The organism is Sinomonas gamaensis (genome assembly GCF_005876955.1).
Classification (GTDB): Bacteria; Actinomycetota; Actinomycetes; order Actinomycetales; family Micrococcaceae; genus Sinomonas; species Sinomonas gamaensis.
Genome location: NZ_SSCL01000001.1, coordinates 437,486 through 455,127 on the forward strand (window position 1 = coordinate 437,486; position 17,642 = coordinate 455,127).

General features: G+C 67.2%; 16 protein-coding genes. 7 read left to right on the forward strand and 9 right to left on the reverse strand.

Annotation, left to right across the window (positions count from 1 at the left end):
- The first annotated feature begins 80 nt into the window (after positions 1-80).
- Genes nrdI through nrdF form a run of 3 tightly spaced genes read left to right on the forward strand, consistent with a single transcriptional unit; the run spans position 81 to position 3,656 of the window.
- Positions 81-488: a class Ib ribonucleoside-diphosphate reductase assembly flavoprotein NrdI gene (gene nrdI, locus E5679_RS02040; RefSeq protein WP_249335903.1), complete on the forward strand. Its 408-nt coding sequence runs from the start codon at positions 81-83 to the stop codon at positions 486-488.
- A 35-nt stretch (positions 489-523) separates the two neighbouring features.
- A complete protein-coding gene (nrdE, locus tag E5679_RS02045; RefSeq protein ID WP_138413518.1) occupies positions 524-2,644 on the forward strand; it encodes a class 1b ribonucleoside-diphosphate reductase subunit alpha in 2,121 nt (706 codons plus the stop codon).
- A 34-nt stretch (positions 2,645-2,678) separates the two neighbouring features.
- The gene (gene nrdF / locus E5679_RS02050) at positions 2,679-3,656 is read left to right on the forward strand and encodes a class 1b ribonucleoside-diphosphate reductase subunit beta (RefSeq protein ID WP_043124910.1); all 978 of its coding nucleotides are present in this window, start codon (positions 2,679-2,681) and stop codon (positions 3,654-3,656) included.
- A 246-nt stretch (positions 3,657-3,902) separates the two neighbouring features.
- Here the strand turns inward: nrdF and E5679_RS02055 are convergent, their stop codons facing one another.
- From E5679_RS02055 to glnT, 7 genes are read right to left on the reverse strand one after another with little or no spacing between them, the layout of a single operon-like run.
- Positions 3,903-4,499: a helix-turn-helix domain-containing protein gene (locus E5679_RS02055; protein WP_138413408.1), complete on the reverse strand. Its 597-nt coding sequence runs from the start codon at positions 4,497-4,499 to the stop codon at positions 3,903-3,905.
- Between the two features lie 23 nt (positions 4,500-4,522).
- Complete coding sequence (locus E5679_RS02060; RefSeq protein WP_275092536.1) at positions 4,523-5,779, reverse strand: allantoate amidohydrolase; 1,257 nt, start codon at positions 5,777-5,779, stop codon at positions 4,523-4,525.
- A gap of 23 nt (positions 5,780-5,802) precedes the next feature.
- Entirely contained in the window at positions 5,803-6,954 is a 1,152-nt protein-coding gene (locus tag E5679_RS02065) for an FAD-dependent oxidoreductase (protein WP_138413409.1), read from the reverse strand.
- A complete protein-coding gene (locus E5679_RS02070; RefSeq protein WP_171042208.1) occupies positions 6,954-8,330 on the reverse strand; it encodes an FMN-binding glutamate synthase family protein in 1,377 nt (458 codons plus the stop codon). The genes E5679_RS02065 and E5679_RS02070 overlap by 1 nt, the downstream gene beginning before the upstream one ends.
- A gap of 9 nt (positions 8,331-8,339) precedes the next feature.
- On the reverse strand, positions 8,340-9,056 hold the full coding sequence (locus tag E5679_RS02075; RefSeq protein WP_138413410.1) for a GltB/FmdC/FwdC-like GXGXG domain-containing protein: 717 nt from the start codon (positions 9,054-9,056) through the stop codon (positions 8,340-8,342).
- Between the two features lie 26 nt (positions 9,057-9,082).
- Positions 9,083-9,991 (reverse strand): class II glutamine amidotransferase domain-containing protein, encoded by a 909-nt coding sequence (locus tag E5679_RS02080; protein WP_138413411.1) that lies wholly within the window; start codon positions 9,989-9,991, stop codon positions 9,083-9,085.
- A 36-nt stretch (positions 9,992-10,027) separates the two neighbouring features.
- The gene (gene glnT / locus E5679_RS02085; protein WP_138413412.1) at positions 10,028-11,395 is read right to left on the reverse strand and encodes a type III glutamate--ammonia ligase; all 1,368 of its coding nucleotides are present in this window, start codon (positions 11,393-11,395) and stop codon (positions 10,028-10,030) included.
- A gap of 241 nt (positions 11,396-11,636) precedes the next feature.
- On the opposite strand from glnT, the gene E5679_RS02090 reads away from it, so the two are divergent.
- Positions 11,637-12,926, forward strand: a complete 1,290-nt coding sequence (locus tag E5679_RS02090; protein WP_138413413.1) for an ammonium transporter — start codon at positions 11,637-11,639, stop codon at positions 12,924-12,926.
- 5 nt (positions 12,927-12,931) lie between these two features.
- Positions 12,932-13,474, forward strand: coding sequence for a HutD/Ves family protein (locus tag E5679_RS21540; RefSeq protein ID WP_171042209.1), 543 nt, complete (start codon positions 12,932-12,934; stop codon positions 13,472-13,474).
- A gap of 274 nt (positions 13,475-13,748) precedes the next feature.
- On the opposite strand, the gene E5679_RS02100 is transcribed toward E5679_RS21540, so the two are convergent.
- Both E5679_RS02100 and E5679_RS02105 read right to left on the reverse strand, forming a co-directional pair.
- Positions 13,749-15,173 (reverse strand): aldehyde dehydrogenase family protein, encoded by a 1,425-nt coding sequence (locus E5679_RS02100; RefSeq protein ID WP_420821028.1) that lies wholly within the window; start codon positions 15,171-15,173, stop codon positions 13,749-13,751.
- A gap of 94 nt (positions 15,174-15,267) precedes the next feature.
- On the reverse strand, positions 15,268-15,822 hold the full coding sequence (locus E5679_RS02105; protein ID WP_138413415.1) for a TetR/AcrR family transcriptional regulator: 555 nt from the start codon (positions 15,820-15,822) through the stop codon (positions 15,268-15,270).
- Between the two features lie 150 nt (positions 15,823-15,972).
- On the opposite strand from E5679_RS02105, the gene E5679_RS02110 reads away from it, so the two are divergent.
- Positions 15,973-16,308, forward strand: coding sequence for a cupin domain-containing protein (locus E5679_RS02110; protein ID WP_138413416.1), 336 nt, complete (start codon positions 15,973-15,975; stop codon positions 16,306-16,308).
- Between the two features lie 15 nt (positions 16,309-16,323).
- Positions 16,324-17,625 carry a flavin monoamine oxidase family protein gene (locus tag E5679_RS02115; RefSeq protein WP_138413417.1) on the forward strand — a complete coding sequence of 434 codons (1,302 nt, stop codon included), beginning with the start codon at positions 16,324-16,326 and terminating at the stop codon, positions 17,623-17,625.
- Positions 17,626-17,642: the final 17 nt, after the last annotated feature.

Sequence of the window (17,642 nt, forward strand, 5' to 3'; positions counted from 1 at the left end):
AGGTGACCTCTCTGGTCACGGCTTCGGCAGGCGCGGGTGCGCCTGCCGCTCAGCCTGAGCCCCGCCTCGTTTCAAGCCGGCTGATCTACTTCTCGTCCGTCTCGGGCAACACTCATCGCTTTGTGATGAAGCTGGGACTCGACGCCGAACGCATTCCGCTCCACCCCCACGACCGCCCGCTCCGTGCGACTGAGCCCTTCGTGCTCGTTGTGCCGACGTATGGCGGGACTGGGGGAGCGGGCTCGGTTCCGAAGCAGGTCATCAGGTTCTTGAACGACCCGCAGAACCGATCGCTCATCCGAGGGGTCATCAGCGCGGGCAACACGAATTTCGGGGACAACTTCTGTGCTGCCGGCGACATCGTCGCCGTCAAGTGCAAAGTCCCTCACCTATACCGTTTCGAGCTCATGGGCACGGCCGAGGACGTCGAGCGCGTGAAACAAGGATTGGACGCATTTTGGACACGACTGTCGCAGAACCAGAAGTAGCGGCTGTGGATACCAAGGCCGCTGACCCCAAAGAGTTGCCTGCCAAGTACAAGGGCCTGGGCTACCACGAGCTCAATGCGATGCTGAACCTGTACGGCGAGGACGGCAGGATTCAGTTCGAGGCCGACCGGTACGCGGCGCGCCAGTACTTCCTTGAGCACGTCAACACCAACACGGTGTTCTTCCATGATCTCGACGAGAAGCTCGAGTACCTCGTCAAGCACGACTACTACGAGCGCGAGACGCTCGACCAGTACACGATGAACTTCATCCGCGATCTGTGGAGCCGCGCGTACAAGAAGAAGTTCCGGTTCGAGACGTTCCTCGGCGCGTTCAAGTTCTACACCTCGTATACCCTCAAGACTTTCGACGGCAAGCGCTACCTCGAGCGCTACGAGGACCGCGTGTGCATGGTCGCACTCCACCTCGCGCGCGGCGACGAGAAGCTCGCGACCCAGCTCGTTGACGAGATCATCTCGGGTCGCTTCCAGCCGGCCACCCCGACGTTCCTCAATGCAGGCAAGAAGCAGCGCGGCGAGCTCGTCTCGTGCTTCCTCCTGCGCATCGAGGACAACATGGAGTCGATCGCCCGCGGTATCAACTCCGCCCTGCAGCTCTCCAAGCGCGGCGGCGGCGTTGCGCTGTCGCTCACGAACATCCGCGAGCACGGCGCGCCGATCAAGCAGATCGAGAACCAGTCCTCCGGCGTCATCCCCGTGATGAAGCTCCTCGAGGACTCGTTCTCCTACGCGAACCAGCTCGGCGCGCGTCAGGGCGCAGGCGCCGTGTACCTGCACGCGCACCACCCGGACATCTACCGCTTCCTCGATACGAAGCGCGAGAACGCGGACGAGAAGATCCGCATCAAGACGCTCTCCCTTGGCGTGGTCATCCCGGACATCACGTTCGAGCTCGCGAAGCGGAACGAGGACATGTACCTGTTCTCGCCGTATGACGTGGAGCGGGTTTATGGAGTGCCTTTCTCTGATATCTCGGTCACCGAGAAGTACTACGAGATGGTCGACGACGCGCGGATCAAGAAGACGAAGATCAACGCGCGCGAATTCTTCCAGACCCTCGCAGAGATCCAGTTCGAGTCCGGTTACCCGTACATCATGTTCGAGGACACCGTGAACCGGGCGAACCCGATCGCCGGCAAGGTGACCATGAGCAATCTGTGCTCGGAGATCCTCCAAGTCTCGTCGCCGTCGCTGTACAACGAGGACCTCACGTACTCCCAGGTGGGCAAGGACATCTCCTGCAACCTCGGGTCGATGAACATCGCGAAGACGATGGACTCGGGTGATTTCGGGCTCTCGATCGAGACAGCGATTCGCGCCCTGTCCGCCGTTTCGGACATGAGCTACATCCAGTCCGTTCCGTCGGTCGCGGAGGGCAACGCCCAGTCGCACGCGATCGGCCTCGGCCAGATGAACCTGCACGGATACCTCGCCCGCGAGCGCGTCCACTACGGGTCCGAAGAGGGCCTCGACTTCACGAACATCTACTTCTACACCGTGCTGTTCCACGCGCTGCGGGCGTCCAACCTGCTCGCGCAGGAGCACGGTGCCCCGTTCGGCGGTTTCGAGAACTCCAAGTACGCCTCGGGCGAGTTCTTCGACAAGTACACCGAGCAGGAGTGGGCGCCTCAGACCGAGAAGGTGCGGGAGCTGTTCGCGAAGGTGCACGTCCCGACCCAGGATGACTGGCGCGCGCTCAAGGCCTCGGTTATGGAGCACGGCATCTACAACCAGAACCTCCAGGCCGTCCCGCCGACGGGCTCGATCAGCTACATCAACAACTCGACCTCGTCGATCCACCCGGTCGCCTCGAAGATCGAGATCCGCAAGGAAGGCAAGATCGGCCGCGTCTACTACCCGGCGCCGTACCTGACGAACGACAACCTGGAGTACTACCAGGACGCGTACGAGATCGGCTACGAGAAGATCATCGACACCTACGCGGCTGCGACCCAGCACGTGGACCAGGGCCTCTCGCTCACGCTGTTCTTCAAGGACACCGCGACGACTCGGGACATCAACAAGGCCCAGATCTACGCGTGGCGCAAGGGCATCAAGACGCTCTACTACATCCGGATCCGCCAGCTCGCCCTCGAGGGGACTGAGGTGGAGGGTTGCGTTTCGTGCATGCTCTGATTGCTTACTCTCTCTTCGTTCGGAAGGACCCCTCATGACTCCCGAGAAGCTCAAGCTCCTCGATCACGTCCAGGCGATCAACTGGAACCGTATCCAGGATGAGAAGGACGTCGAGGTGTGGAACCGCCTCGTGAACAATTTCTGGCTGCCCGAGAAGGTGCCGCTCTCCAACGACGTCCAGTCGTGGGCGACCCTGACGCCGCAGGAGCAGCAGCTCACGATGCGCGTCTTCACCGGCCTGACGCTCCTCGACACCATCCAGGGGACCGTGGGCGCTGTCTCGCTCATCCCGGATGCGGTCACACCGCACGAGGAAGCCGTCTACACGAACATCGCGTTCATGGAGTCGGTCCACGCAAAGAGCTACTCGTCGATCTTCTCCACGCTGTGCTCCACCAAGGAGATCGACGACGCGTTCCGCTGGAGCCTCGAGAACGAGAACCTCCAGCGCAAGGCGCACATCGTCATGGACTACTACCGTGGCGACGAGCCCCTCAAGCGGAAGGTCGCCTCGACCCTGCTGGAGAGCTTCCTCTTCTACTCGGGCTTCTACTTGCCCATGTACTGGTCCTCGCGGGCGAAGCTCACGAACACTGCCGACCTCATTCGCCTCATCATCCGCGACGAGGCCGTGCACGGCTATTACATCGGCTACAAATTCCAGAAGGGCCTCGAGAAGGTCTCCGAGGAAAAGCGCCAGGAAATCAAGGACTACACGTTCGAGCTGCTCTTCGAGCTCTACGAGAACGAGGTCCAGTACACCCACGACCTCTACGACCCCGTGGGTCTCTCCGAGGACGTCAAGAAGTTCCTGCACTACAACGCCAACAAGGCGCTCATGAACCTCGGGTACGAGGCGATGTTCCCGTCGTCGGTGACGGACGTGAACCCGGCCATTCTTTCGGCGCTTTCACCGAATGCTGATGAGAACCACGACTTCTTCTCGGGGTCCGGGTCTAGTTATGTGATCGGCAAGGCCGTGAATACGGAGGATGAGGACTGGGACTTCTGAGAGTGTGTGAGATAGAGGTCTAATTGCGAGTCTGGGCCTCTATCTGTAGGAAGCGGACGGCCTATCTGCAAGTTTTGGCAGATAGGCGGTGCGTTTTCTCTATTCCGAGGTGGATCCTATTCTGATGGGAGGTCTGGTCTATAGCGAGAACCCGATCACTCTCCGCAACGAGGCCTCACTAACGAGGAGATCCGCGGCGATGGCGGGCTTTCCTCGAAGCGAGCCGGGCCATCGCCGGGTTGGACGCTAGCGGGCCGCGACGGCGAGGAAGCGGATGGGGAGTTCGAGGAGGCGAAGGGGGCCGTGGGGTCCTTCGCCTTCGAAGACGAGGGAGTCGCCGGGGGCGAGCTCGTATTCGTAGGAGCCGTGCCCGTAGACCATGCGGCCTTCGAGCATGTAGATGAACTCGGTTCCGCTGTGCTGGAACAGCGGGAAGACGTCGGACGCGCTCGTGAGCGTCACGAGGCTCGGCTCGATCGGGTTCTCCCGCCGCTGCAGGGTGCCGAGCGAGCGGTATTCGTGGCCGTGGCGGGTGCCGGTGCGAACCGTGACGCTGCCTTCCCCGGCCTTGGTGAAGGTGGCTTCGCGTTCGGTGTCTGCCCCCTTGAAGAGCGCTGTGACCGGCACGTCGAGAGCCTGGGCTAGCCGCTGGACCGTGGTGAGGGAGCACGAGGTGCTGGCGGACTCGATCTTCGAGACCATGGCCTTGGAGAGCCCCGTCCGGCTCGCGAGCTCGGCCGCCGAGATCCCGGCTTCGCTCCGATACCGTTTGACCTGCCCTGCGATGACGAGCTCGAGGGAGCCGGGAGCGCTAGGGGTGCCCTCGGCTTCCTCGGTCGTCATGGTGCGAGTATAGGCAGCGGCGGTCATACGCGGCGCCCTGCGAGGCCCTCGAGGACCCCGGCGAGGGCGAGCGCGCCCGCCTCGGCGTCGTCGTCCTCCACGTGCTCTTCCGGAGAATGGGAGACGCCGGTGGGATTGCGGACGAAGAGCATGGCGGTCGGCAGCGCCGCGGCGAGGACGCCCGCGTCATGGCCCGCTCCCGTGGGGAGCACGGGGGCGTCGGGCAGCAGTTCCCCGAGTCGGTGCCTGAGGGCGGGATCGAAGTGGACGGTGGGGCTGAGCGATTCCTCCCGCAGCTCGAGGGAGCAGCCTTCGACGGCGGCGGCTCGCCTGGCGTCGGCATGGATGCGCTCGACGACGGCGGCCGTCACGGCGTCGTCGGCGTGCCGGACGTCGAGCCAGAGGCTGACCGAGGACGCGATCACGTTCGTACCGCCCGGCACGGGGACGATGCGCCCGACGGTCGCGCGCGCGCCCGAGTGCCGGAGGGCAGCCTCGCGGGCAGCTTGGACGATCGCCGCCGCGGCGACGAGCGGGTCACGCCGGTCTTCCATGAGCGTGGTCCCGGCGTGGTTGCCCTGCCCGGTGATGGTGATCCTCCATCGTCCGTGGCCCAGGATGGTCGAGCCGACCGCGACGGGCTGGCCGAGGTCGATGAGTCCGCGGCCCTGTTCGACATGGAGTTCGACGAAGGAGCCGATCCTGCCCACGGCTTCTGGGTCCGGGCCGAGGAAGCGGGGGTCGAGGCCTGCTTTCGCTGTGACGTCGGCGAAGGTGTTCCCCTCGGGGTCGCGCAGCGTGCGGGCCCTGTCCGGGTCGATCAGGCCGGTGAGCAGCCGGGAGCCGAGGCACGCGACCCCGAAGCGGGAGCCCTCCTCCTCGGGGAAGACGGCGAGGGCGAGGGGCTTGCTGGGTGTCAGCCCGCGTTCGCGCAGGCGGTCGATGGCGATGAGCGCCGAGGCGACGCCGAGCGGGCCGTCGAAGGCGCCCCCTCCGGGGACGGAATCCAGGTGGCTGCCGGTGACGACGGCGTCCCGCCGATCGGCGCCTGGTGCGTCCCACCAGGCCCAGAGGATGCCATTCCGGTCGCTCTCGACGTCCAGACCGCGCCGTGACGCCTGGTCGATGAACCACTCGCGGAGCTCGTGCTCGGCCACCGAGTAGACGGGCCTGCTGTAGCCTCCCCGGGCGTCGTCCCTGCCGACGTCCGCGATCTCGGCCATGAGCCCCGCGACGCTCGCGCCCGCCGGGCCCGCCCGGCCCCCCGCCGTCGTCGGCACTGTGCCAGTCGACGGTCCCGCGCTCACGCACGCCTCCCGGCACCGACGAGCGAGGGCCGGAACCGCAGCGGAATCTCGCGAGCTCCGGTGGCGAGGTCTGCCGCCAGCTCGCCCAGCAGCGGGGCGAACTTCGCACCGTGGCCACTGCAGGGGGAGAGGATGGTGATGCCGTGCGCGGTGTCGATGATGAACTCCTCGTCGGGGGTGTTGGTGAACAGGCAGGTGGTCTCGGCGTAGGGCTCGGGGAGGAGGCCCGGGACGTACTGCTTGACGTAGTCGACGATCCGCTCACGGTGCGCGGGGTCGATGAGCCCGTCCTGGGCGGAGGCGTCGGCGATCGCCCTGCCGCCGTTGAACTCGGCCACCTTCTGCCCGCGGAAGTCGGCGTCCCGGCCTCCGGGGAGTCCATAGGTCTGGATGCCTGGCCGCTTGTGGATGAATGTCGGCCAGAAGGTCCCGGGGTCGGGCTGTTCGCGGTAGGGGAAGTGGAAGGCAGTCTCCTGCATGACCGTGAGAGCCGGGAGCGAGGAAAGGAACGCCGAGGGAAGGTCGAGGCCGCCAAGGAGTTGGGGCAGCCAGCCGCCGGCGGCGACAATCACATTCCCGGCCAGCAGCTCTTCTCCGCGCTCGCTCGTGAGGAGGTAGCCGGCACCGGCTCGGCTGGCGGTGGCCAGTGCCCAGTCTTCGTAGAGGCGTGCGCCGTGTGCGGAGGCGGCCCGCACCATCGCGTGAACGCTCTCGTGCGCGTCGATCACCCCCGCGCCGGAATGCCACAGCACCTCGGTGTCGAAGGCGAACTGCGGCCAGCGCGACCTGGCTTCCGCTGGGGAGAGCAGCTCGTGGGCGACCCCCACGGTCGCGAGGACTTCGGCCAGCTCGCCGGGTTTGCGGATCTGGCCGTGGTCCACACAGCCGGTGGGCGTGATGAGCTGGAAGCCCGCCAGGGCGCTGAGCTCCTTCCAGCCGGCGAGGGATTCCTTCACGAGGGCGGCGTAGCCGGTGTCTGGGTAGGCGTAGCGGAAGATGCGCGCCGAGCCGTGGGAGCTTCCGGCATGGTTCGCGGGCTCGGAGCGTTCGACGACGGCGACCTGATGGCCGCGCTGGGCCAGACGCCACGCCGTGGCGGCGCCGGCAAGGCCGGCGCCGACCACGACATAGTCGAAGGAGTCGGGCATCAGAGCCCCGTTCCCGTCGCGCCCGGGATCCATGAGGTCCCGGCGAGCGGCACTCGGGCCATCGCGGCGGATTCGATGGTCAGGGCGACGAGGTCCTCGGGCTCGAGGTTGTGGAGGTGGGCCTTGCCGCATGCGCGGGCGATGGTCTGGGCCTCCATGGTCAGTACGCGCAGGTAATTCGCGATCCGCCGGCCGCCCACGACGGGGTCGAGCCTGGCGGAGAGCTCAGGATCCTGGGTGCTGATGCCGGCGGGATCGCGGCCGTCCTGGAAGTCGTCGTAGTAGCCGGCCGCGGAGCCGAGCTTGGCGTACTCGGCAGCGTAGCGGGGGCTGTTGTCGCCGAGGGCGATGAGCGCGGCGGTGCCGATGGCCACTGCGTCGGCGCCGAGGGCCATGGCCTTAGCGACGTCTGCGCCGGTGCGGATTCCGCCCGAGACGATGAGCTGGACCTTGCGGTGCATCCCGAGCTCCTGCAGGGCCTGGACGGCCTGCGGGATGGCGGCGAGGGTAGGGATGCCGACGTTCTCGATGAACACCTGTTGGGTGGCGGCGGTCCCGCCCTGCATCCCGTCCAGGATCACGACATCCGCCCCCGACTTCACGGCGAGGGCCGTGTCGTAGTACGGGCGGGAGGCCCCGATCTTGACGTAGATCGGCTTCTCCCAGTCGGTGATCTCGCGAAGTTCGGCGATCTTGATCTCGAGGTCGTCCGGGCCCGTCCAGTCGGGGTGGCGGCAGGCCGAGCGCTGGTCGATGCCGATGGGAAGGGTGCGCATCTCGGCCACTCGCTCGGTGATCTTCTGGCCCAGCAGCATCCCGCCGCCGCCGGGCTTGGCGCCCTGGCCGAGCACGACCTCGATCGCGTCGGCCTTGCGCAGGTCGTCCGGGTTCATGCCGTAGCGGGACGGAAGGTACTGGTAGACGAGGTGCTTGGACTGGCCGCGCTCCTCGGGCGTCATACCGCCGTCGCCCGTTGTCGTGGAGGTGCCCACGGCGCTCGCGCCGCGGCCCAGCGCCTCCTTCGCGTTGGCCGACAGCGCGCCGAAGCTCATGCCGGCGATGGTGACGGGGATGTCGAGGCGGAGCGGCTTGGACGCGTAGCGGTCGCCGAGGACGATGTCGGTGCCGCACTTCTCACGGTAGCCCTCCAGGGGGTAGCGGGACATGGAGGCGCCGAGGAAGAGCAGGTCGTCGAAGTGAGGGACCTTGCGCTTGGCGCCCCAGCCCCGGATGTCGTAGATGCCGGTCTCGGCAGCGCGCTGGATGTCGGCTATCGTGGCGCGGTCGAAGGTCGCGGACTCGCGCAGGCCGAGCTCGGCCAGGGCGGGCGCGGGGAGGGCAGGTGCGACGGTCTGGTCTGGTGCGGTGAGGGTCATGGCCGTCTCCTAGTAGGCGCTGGAGTTGTCGACGTGGAAGTTGTAGAGGGTGCGGGCGGAGCCATAGCGGGTGAAGTCGACTGGGTCGTCGTCGCGGCCGGCGGCCCGCAGGAGTTCGCCGAGTTCGGCCAGGTGCTCCTCGCGCATCTCCTTGACGACGCAGTCGGCGCCGAGGGAGGCGACCTTGCCCCTGACGTATAGGCGGGCCTCGTAGATGGAATCGCCGAGGGCCTCTCCGGCGTCGCCGCAGACCACGAGCCGCCCGGCTTGGGCCATGAAGGCCGACATGTGCCCGATGTTCCCGCCGACGACGATGTCGATGCCCTTCATCGAGATGCCGCAGCGGGCGGAGGCATTCCCGTCGATGACGAGCAGCCCGCCGTGCGCCGTGGCGCCTGCGGACTGCGAGGCGTCGCCGGTGACGTGCACCGTGCCCGACATCATGTTCTCGGCGACGCCGACCCCGGCGTTGCCGTTGACGGTGATGCGCCCGCCCTGGTTCATTCCGGCCGCGTAGTAGCCGACGTGGCCGTTGATTTCGATCTCGACTTCGGAGTTCACGCCGACGGCGATGCTGTGCTTCCCGCCGGGATGGTCGACGGCGAAAGCGTCGCCGTCCGCGGCGTGGTGGAGGGTCCTGTTGAGCTCGCGGACGCCGCCGAGCTTGAGGTCGAAGGCCCGGGGAGCGGTCCGCTGGGATTCGCGGCTCTCGAGAGTTGTTGTCATGGGAGTTCCTTTGGGACGTGGGGTGTTCAGAGCGACCAGGTGTAGACCTTGCCGGGCTCAGGCTCGAAGATGCGGGCGTTCTCGATGCCCGGCAGCTCGGCCAGGGCGCGGAACTCCGAGGCCATGGCGACCCAGTCCTCGGTCTCGGCGATGATGGCCGGCTTGCACGCGATGGGGTCACGGACCACAGCCATGCTGTCCGCGGTGGTCACGACGAGTGTGTAGAACCCATCGAGGGTTTCTCCGAGGTTCACGAGTGCGGTCTCTAGGTCGTCGCCCTGCTCGAGGCGGTGTGCCACGTAGCGGGCGCCGACCTCGGTGTCGTTCTCGGAGTCGAAGTGGACGCCGAGGCGCTGCAGCTCGCGGCGGACGGAGGCATGGTTCGAGAACGAGCCGTTGTGGACGAGACACAGGTCGTCGGCGACGGAGAACGGGTGCGAGCCGCCAGCTGTGACTGCTGACTCGGTGGCCATGCGCGTGTGGGTCACGGCCTGCGTGCCGCGCATCGCCTTGACACCGTGCCGCTCGGCAACCTCGACCGGGTGTCCGACACTCTTCATCACCGCCACGCGCTCGCCGCGACCGGCGACGACGACCTCGGGGTAGGCCTTGGCGATCATCTTCGCGAGGTCCTCGGCTGGGACTTCGGCCGAGATGAACGTCGTGTCGCCGACCACCTTGATCTCTGTACCGCCGCTCTCGGGGAGGAGTTCGCCCAGGAGGGCGTCGACGTCGTCCGCGCGGATCCCGAGGTCGCCTCCGAGGAGGCTCAGGGTGGAGAGGCCCTCTGCGGTGAGGGCGGGGTTGTCGTAGACGGCGAGGCCTGCGGAGTCGGGTCCCCGGTCGACGATCTCGCAGAGCATGGTGGTGAGCAGGGAACCCATGCTTGAGCGCAGTTCTGGGTTGCGCAGCTGCAGGGCGGCAATTCCGCACATAGTGATTCCTCTTCTTTCGGTGGCCGTGGCAGGCGATCAAACAGCGGTGAGGTAGCGGCTGACTTCCCAGGACGTGACGTGGCTGTGCCATTCGAGGAACTCGGCCTCTTTGGCGGCCGCGTAGTAGCTGCCGACCTCGGCCGAGCCGCTGAGCGCGGTGAGCATGACCGGGTCCTGGCGGAGTTCCTGGACCGCGTGGAGCAGCGTGGGCGGGAGTGCCTTGGCGTCGAGCCCACGCTCGCCCGGGGCGCAGGGGGCACCGGGGTCGAGCCCGCGGTCCATGCCGTCCAGGCCCGCGGTGACCGCGGCGGCGATCGCGAGATAGGGGTTCGCCGAGCCGTCGCCGGAGCGCAGCTCGATGCGGTGCGGGTCGGGGACCCTGATCATGTGGGTCCTGTCGTTGCCGCCGTAGGAGGCCTTGTTCGTCGACCAGGTCGCCCCGGACTCGGTCGCTGTGGCGCCCGTGCGCTTGTACGAATTGACCGTGGGGGCGAGGAACACCTGGAGGGCGGGGGCATGGTCGAGGATCCCCGCCACGAACGCGTAGGCCGTCTCGGAGAAGCCGAGCCCATGGCGATCGTCCCAGTCCGCCGGGAAGAGCTCCTCACCGCTCTCGTTCCAGAGCGAGAGGTGGAAGTGGAGTCCGTTTCCTGTGCGGTTCGTGAACGGCTTGGGCATGAACGTGGCCACCATGCCCCGCTGTTCCGCGAGGACGTTGAGCAGGTAGCGCAGGGTGACCACGCGGTCGGCGGTCACGAGCGCGTCGTCGTAGTCGAAGTTCTGCTCGAACTGTCCCGCGCCGTCCTCGTGGTCGTTCGCATAGTTGCCCCACCCGAGGGCGTTCATGGTCTCGGAGACCTCGGTGAGGTGCTCGTACATGCGGGTGACGCCTCGGGCGTCGTAGCACGGGTGCGCTCCATCGTCCTTCGAATCTGCCGGGGCGAGTGAGCCGTCGTCGCCCTTCGTGACGAGGAAGTACTCCACCTCCGCGCCAGCCTTCGCCGTCATCCCCTTTTCCGCGAGACGGGCGAGGGCATTCTTGAGGATGACGCGCGGGGCGTAGGGCCAGGGCTTGCCGTCGACGTACGGATCGCAGTGCACGAGCGCCAGACCGGATCGGACCGCGTCCAGAGGTGTGAAGCTCGAGGCGTCCGGAATCGCGCAGAGGTCCCCGTCCTGGGGCTTCTGGCCGACGAGCCCGGCGGCGTAGCCTGCGAAGCCGAGCTTGCCGGCCTCGAGTTCGGCCAGTGCAGAGACTGGGACAAGCTTGGCGCAGGGCTTGCCGTTCATGTCGACAAAGGTGGCGAGGATGAACTTCGTGCCGTGGGCCTCCGCCAACTCGGCGAGCGGGCTCTGGGCCGCCTGAAGGTCGAGAGCGGGGGGATCTGAGGCGAGGGCTGTCATCGAGGATCCAATCTGCTCATTCGTTCTCATTCGTTCCCTGGTAGGAAACTATGTTGAATCCAGTTACGCATACAGTTCGTTTCGACCGCGTGCAGGGAATGTAAATGCTGCGTTGCCGCAACCTCTCTGCAGGTCGGCCATCTGGCGGGGGAGGGGAATTTAACGGGCCGGAAACCCGTGCGGGTTGAACGTGGGTCATCTTTGTTTCATCCCATTCCAACCTTTCCCGGATAGGAGTCCCATGGACACCGGACACACCGCGTGGATTCTGGCCGCCTCGGCCCTGGTCTGCATGCTCATCCCAGCGCTCGCTCTCTTCTACGGGGGCATGGTCGGCTCCCGGCGCATCCTGAATATGATGCTGATGTGCTTCGGCGGCGTGAGCGTCGTCGCCGTCCTCTGGGCACTGTTCGGCTACTCGGCCGTCTTCGGGAGCTCGGTCGGCGGCCTCGGGCTCATTGGAGACGTCACGCAATACCTCGGTCTCGGCCAGGTCCTGCCCGAGGATCCGAAGGCTCCCATACCGCCCGCGGTCTTCGCGGCCTTCCAGCTCTTCTTCGCCGGAATCACGACGGCGATCATCGCCGGGGCGGCGGCGGGCCGCATGAAGTTCGGCGCGTGGATGCTTTTCGCCGGGATCTGGTCGACTGTCGTCTACCTCCCGGTCGCCCACTGGGTCTTCGCCGCGAGCTCGGCGGATGGCAGCGTCGTCGGGGGCTGGATCCTCAACGGCATCAAGGCCGTCGACTTCGCCGGCGGGACCGCCGTGCACATCAACTCCGGCGTCGCGGCCCTCGCCCTCTCCCTGGTCCTCGGCCGCAGCGCCGGCTGGCCGAAGAGCGAGCATGTTCGGCCCCACAGCCGTCCGCTCGTCCTGGTCGGGGCTGGCCTCCTGTGGGCCGGCTGGTTCGGGTTCAACGCCGGCTCCGCTCTCACGGCCGGCAACAGCGCCGCCGTCGTCTTCCTCAACACCGCCATCGCCGGCGCCGCCGGCCTCCTCGGCTGGATCGCCCTCGAGCGGATCCGGCTCGGCAGCTCCAGCAGCATCGGCGCCGCCTCGGGGCTCGTCGCAGGCCTCGTTGCCATCACTCCTGCGTGCGGCGCCGTCAACCCCGTCGGTGCCATCGCGATCGGCGCCATCGCTGGAGCCGTCTGCTCGCTCGCCATCGAATGGAAGTACCGGCTGGGCTTCGACGACTCGCTCGACGTCGTCGGCGTCCACCTCGTCGGCGGCATCATCGGCACGCTCCTGATCGGGCTGTTCGCCACCGACTCCGCCCCCAACAAGGTCAGCGGGCTCTTCTACGGCGGCGGACTCCAGCTGCTCGGCGTCCAGGCCCTCGCCGTCGCCGCCGTGCTCGTGTATTCCTTCGCCCTCACGTGGGTGATCGCAGTCGTCGTCAAGCGCACCGTAGGCCTCCGGATCGACCCGGCCGGCGAGCTTCGCGGGATCGACCTTGCCGCCCACGCGGAGGAGGCCTACCTGGTAGACGAAGAGCCCGTGGAACTGGGCGCCCCCACCCTCAGGTGAACGGCGTGATCATCCGGTTCTCCACTCTCCATGCTGCGTTCTGGCGCAATGGAGGAGGCGAAACCGTCGAGATAGCCTCCGAAACAGGAGGAGACCCGGATGGGGGCTGGAGATGGCGAATCAGTCTCGCAACGGTTGCACGCCCTGGGCCCTTTTCTGCCTTCCCTGGGATGCACCGTATTCTCACCGTGGTCGATGGCGCAGAACTCGATCTCAGGATCGGCAACAAGGCTCATAGGGCACGTCGCCATGAGCCGCTGGCCTTCGACGGCGCCGCCCCAGCCGCTGCTTCGCTCCATGGCTCCGGTCCAGCCCGAGCGCTCAATGTGATCTTCGACCCCGTAGCCGTTCGGGCACACGTTGAAGTCGGGCGGCTGGATGGGCGGACTTCGTTGGCGACCGAAGATGTTGCTGTCGCCCTGGGCGGCGACCTCAGCGTCGGCGGCTTTGGGCTCGCGCCCTTCGACACTGTCCTGAGTGGTTCTCCGCCCCCTACCGTGCACGGTCGAGGCCTTCTGGCTCGGATCACTGTGGGACCTCGAGTGTGAAGGACGACGGCGGTGGGCTGGCAGATTTGCTGGCTCACCGCCGGTCGTCCGGCGTTCCGTTGCGCGATTTTGCCTGGACCTCGTTGTAACAGCACTCGTTGCCACTGAAATGGCGCGTCATTTCCAGCGCGCTCAACCGCCTCGCCCTTCAATTCCTATCGGTGGGAAGGCGGCATTTAGCCAAAGAACAAATGTCAGGAAATTGCGCGGGTACCGGGGGCGCGTAGAAGGATTTTGCGACTCGCCCGGGTCTGCTCTCTGCTTCGGCTGCGGCTCAGCCGTTGATGATCTGGGGCTGGCCGAGGTGTTTCAGTCCTTCGGCGCCGAATTCGAGGCCGTAGCCGGACTGCTTGGCGCCGCCGAAGGGGACGCGGGGGTCGACGGCGCCGTGGGCGTTGATCCACACGGTGCCGGCCTCGATCCGGGCGGCGACCTCGCGGGCCTTCTCGGCATCGGCGGACCATACCGAGGCGCCGAGGCCGACCTCGAGGGCGTTGGCCATCTGAACGGCCTCGTCGACGGTGGAGTACTTGATGATCGGCAGGGCGGGGCCGAACTGCTCCTGGGCGACGAGGGGGTTCTCGTTGTCGATGTCCGCGACGAGGGTGGTGGGGTAGAAGAACCCGGGCTGGGTCTCGTCGGGGTTGCCGCCCAGGAGGACGCGCGCGCCGGAGGCCTTGGCGGCCTCGACCAAACCGGCGACGATCTCGTACTGCGCCTTGTTCTGCAGCGGGCCGAGCACGTTCTGCTCCTCCAGGCCCACTCCCATGGGCACCTGGGCGGCGTACTCGCTGAGGGCCTCGCACACCGACTCGTAGATGTCGGCGTGGACGTAGAGGCGCTTGAGGGCGGCGCAGGTCTGGCCGGTGTTGATGAACGCGCCCCAGAACAGGCCCTCGGCGATGGCCTGGGGGTCGGCGTCGGGCAGGACGATGCCGGCGTCGTTGCCGCCGAGCTCGAGGGTCAGGCGCTTCACCGTGTCGGCGGAGGAGCGGATGATGGCCTTGCCGGTCGCTGTGGAACCGGTGAACATGACCTTCCCGATCGCGGGGTGGGTGGTGATCGCGGCGCCGACCTCGCGATCGCCCGAGACCACGGAGACCAAGCCCTCCGGCAGCGCACCGTTGATGACCCGCACCAGGGCCAGGACCGAGAGCGGGGTGTACTCGCTGGGCTTGACCACGACGGCGTTGCCCATCCGAAGGGCGGGGGCGATCTGCCAGACCGTGATCATCATCGGCCAGTTCCACGGGCCGATCGCCCCGACGAGGCCGATGGGCCGGTAGTGCAGGACCGCCCGGGTCTGGCCGTCGTCGACCAGCGTCTCAGGCTCCAGGGGCGTGGCGGCGGCCGCCCGCAGCCACGCCGCGCACGCTCCGACCTCGAAGCGCGCGTTCGGTCCGTTGAGCGGCTTGCCCTGCTCGCGGGAGAGGATCCGGGCGAGCTCCTCGGCGTCGGCCTCCACCGCCTCGGCCGCGGCGTTCAACGCGGCCGACCGGGCCTCGTGCCCCGCAGCGGCCCAGGCGGGCTGGGCGGCCTTCGCCGCGGCGACCGCGGCCTCGAGCTCCGCGAGCCCATGCACCGGGGCGAGCCCGACCAGCTCTCCCGTGGCCGGGTCCAGGATCTCGCGGCGTGGCTCGCCGGGGGCCGGGGCGATCGCGTCGAGCAGGGAATCTGTCTGCTGCAGGGTGGTGTCCATGAGTCCTCCGCCTTGAGAATCACTAAGCGTTTGCATAACTATGCGAGCGCTTAGTTGCGAAGTCAAGACCTTTTCGGGGCGCGCGACTGTCCCCTCAGCGGCGGTCGATCAGCTCGCCCAGCCGCACGACGGCGGCGAGGACCTCGTCCCGCTCTGCCACGGTGACTTGCTGCATGACGAGCCCGTCCAGTGCGGCGAAGACGGCTCGCGCCGCCGCCCTGTCGGGCTTGTGCCCATAGCGGACCAGGACGTTCTGGACCATGCCGATGTAGCTCTCGTACAGGTTCCCGGCGATCCGGCGCAGCTCCGGGCTCCGCCGTGAGGCGAGGATCATGTAGTACTGAAAGATCTGCAAGTTCGGCTCCTCGCCGACGACGCGCGTGAGCGTCTCTGCGAAGTCGTGGTCGAGGGCCGATGCGAGCGTGAGGTCCGCCAGCTGCTGGGTGCGCTGCACTGCCCAGACCGTCGCGGCCTCCAGCAGTGCCTCCTTGGATCCGAAGTGGTGTGAGATGAGCGTGTTGTTCACCCCGGCACGCTGCGCGACCTTCCGGTAGCTCAGTCCGTCCAGGCCTTCCTCGGCCACGACGTCCACTACGGCCCGGATGAGCGCCTCCCGGCCCGTGCCGTACCTGACCTCGCTGATCGTCATGGACAAAATCCTAGCGGGAAACTCAAAGAAAACTCTGCACCCGCAGAGCTTGACACTGCGAACTAAGCGATCGCAGAGTAGTTTCCACGTGATGCACGCCACCCGGCGCCCAACGCCCACCCCAAGTCATCCCCTCCCAAAGGAGCGACCATGAGCGCACCCATCTTCCACGCCAGTACTGACCGAGAGCTTGCCGCGCCGTTCGCCGTCGGGCAGGTCCAGTGGCTCCGCAGGCCCGGCGACGGCGACCGCCCCGCCCTCTCCGGCGGCATCTGGACCGTCACCCCCGAAGAGGCCCCCGAGACGTTCGACCTCGCCTTCGAGGAGGACGAGACGCTGTACATCGTCGAAGGCCACCTCCGCATCGAGGTCATCGGCGGGGAGACCTTCGACCTCACCGACGGCAGCATGGCCTCGTTCAACAAGGGCGCCAAGACCCGCTGGACCGTGGTCAAGCCGACCACCGAGTTCTTCGTCTACAGCTGAGAGGTTCGAATCACCGTGCAGAACACCTCTGACGTCCTCGTCATCGGCGCAGGCTTCGCCGGCCTCGTCGCCGCGCGGGAGCTGAGCCGGAAGGGCCTGAGCGTGCGGATCCTCGAAGCCCGCGACCGGATCGCCGGACGTACCTGGCTCGCGCCGCGGATGGGTCGCAGCCTCGAACTCGGGGGGACTTGGGTCCACTGGAGCCAGCCCCACGTGTGGGCCGAGCTTACGCGGTACGGCATCGGCGTCGTCACTGCGCCTGAGGTCGAGAAGGCCTACTGGCACGCGGACGGCCAGCTCCAGGAGGGCTCGCCCGAGGAGCTGATGATGATCCTCGATGGCCCCAACCGCGACTTCCTGGCGCCGTCGCGGCAGCTCGTCCCGCTCCCGTACGAGCCGCTGAGCAACCCGGCGATCAAGGAAGCGGACCAGCTGACCGTGGCCGGGAAGATCGACGAGCTCGAACTCGACCCGGTCTCGGACGATGTCATGCGCAGCTTCTGGGCCCTGAACTTCAACGGCCGCATCGACGACGCCGCCTACACCCAGGCGCTGCGGTGGTCAGCTGCGGCGTTCCACGAGTGGCCGGTCATGTTCGAGACCTGCGCGACCTACAAGATCCAGGGCGGCACGAGGGCCCTGGCCCAGGCCATCCTCGACGACTCCGGCGCGGCCCTGACCCTGAACACCCCCGTCGCCCAGGTGCGCCATAACGACGAGGGAATCATCGCCGCCGGCCGCGACGGCACCGAATACGCCGCCAGGGCCATGGTGGTCACCCTGCCCCTGCACGTGCTGGACACGGTCCGGTTCGAGCCCGAGCTCTCGGCGGGCAAGCGCGAGGCCGCCGCACGAGGGCAGCTCGGCCTCGGCGCCAAGCTCTGGATCAAGGTCAAGGGTCGCCACGAGCGCTTCATCGCGATGGGACCACAGGGATGGCCGCTGAACTTCGTCCAGGCCGAATACCTCGACGCCGAGAGCACCACACTCGTCGCATTCGGCCCGGACGCGGCAGCGGTCGACGTCGAGGACGCCGCCGCGGCCCAGGAGATCCTGCGCCGCTGGATCCCGGACATCGAAGTCCTGGACGTCTTCGGCCACGACTGGGTCCATGACGAATACGCCCGCCAGACCTGGCCCATGCACCGCACCGGCTACCTCTCCGAGTCCCTCCCCGAGCTCCAGCGCCCCGAAGGCCGGATCCACCTCGCCGGCTCCGACTACGCCAACGGCTGGGGCGGGTTCATCGACGGCGCCATCGAAAGCGGCCACACCGCCGCCCGCAGCATCGCAGAGCAACTCCACATCCGGCATTGACACCCGCCATACTCAAG

Excerpts from the sequence above, each read along its gene's own strand:
- nrdF (WP_043124910.1), top strand. The coding sequence starts at position 2,679 with ATGACTCCCGAGAAGCTCAAGCTCCTCGATCACGTCCAGGCGATCAAC.
- E5679_RS02055 (WP_138413408.1), bottom strand. The coding sequence starts at position 4,499 with ATGACGACCGAGGAAGCCGAGGGCACCCCTAGCGCTCCCGGCTCCCTC.
- E5679_RS02065 (WP_138413409.1), bottom strand. The coding sequence starts at position 6,954 with ATGCCCGACTCCTTCGACTATGTCGTGGTCGGCGCCGGCCTTGCCGGC.
- E5679_RS02070 (WP_171042208.1), bottom strand. The coding sequence starts at position 8,330 with ATGACCCTCACCGCACCAGACCAGACCGTCGCACCTGCCCTCCCCGCG.
- E5679_RS02075 (WP_138413410.1), bottom strand. The coding sequence starts at position 9,056 with ATGACAACAACTCTCGAGAGCCGCGAATCCCAGCGGACCGCTCCCCGG.
- E5679_RS02080 (WP_138413411.1), bottom strand. The coding sequence starts at position 9,991 with ATGTGCGGAATTGCCGCCCTGCAGCTGCGCAACCCAGAACTGCGCTCA.
- glnT (WP_138413412.1), bottom strand. The coding sequence starts at position 11,395 with ATGACAGCCCTCGCCTCAGATCCCCCCGCTCTCGACCTTCAGGCGGCC.
- E5679_RS02090 (WP_138413413.1), top strand. The coding sequence starts at position 11,637 with ATGGACACCGGACACACCGCGTGGATTCTGGCCGCCTCGGCCCTGGTC.
- E5679_RS02100 (WP_420821028.1), bottom strand. The coding sequence starts at position 15,173 with ATGGACACCACCCTGCAGCAGACAGATTCCCTGCTCGACGCGATCGCC.
- E5679_RS02105 (WP_138413415.1), bottom strand. The coding sequence starts at position 15,822 with ATGACGATCAGCGAGGTCAGGTACGGCACGGGCCGGGAGGCGCTCATC.
- E5679_RS02110 (WP_138413416.1), top strand. The coding sequence starts at position 15,973 with ATGAGCGCACCCATCTTCCACGCCAGTACTGACCGAGAGCTTGCCGCG.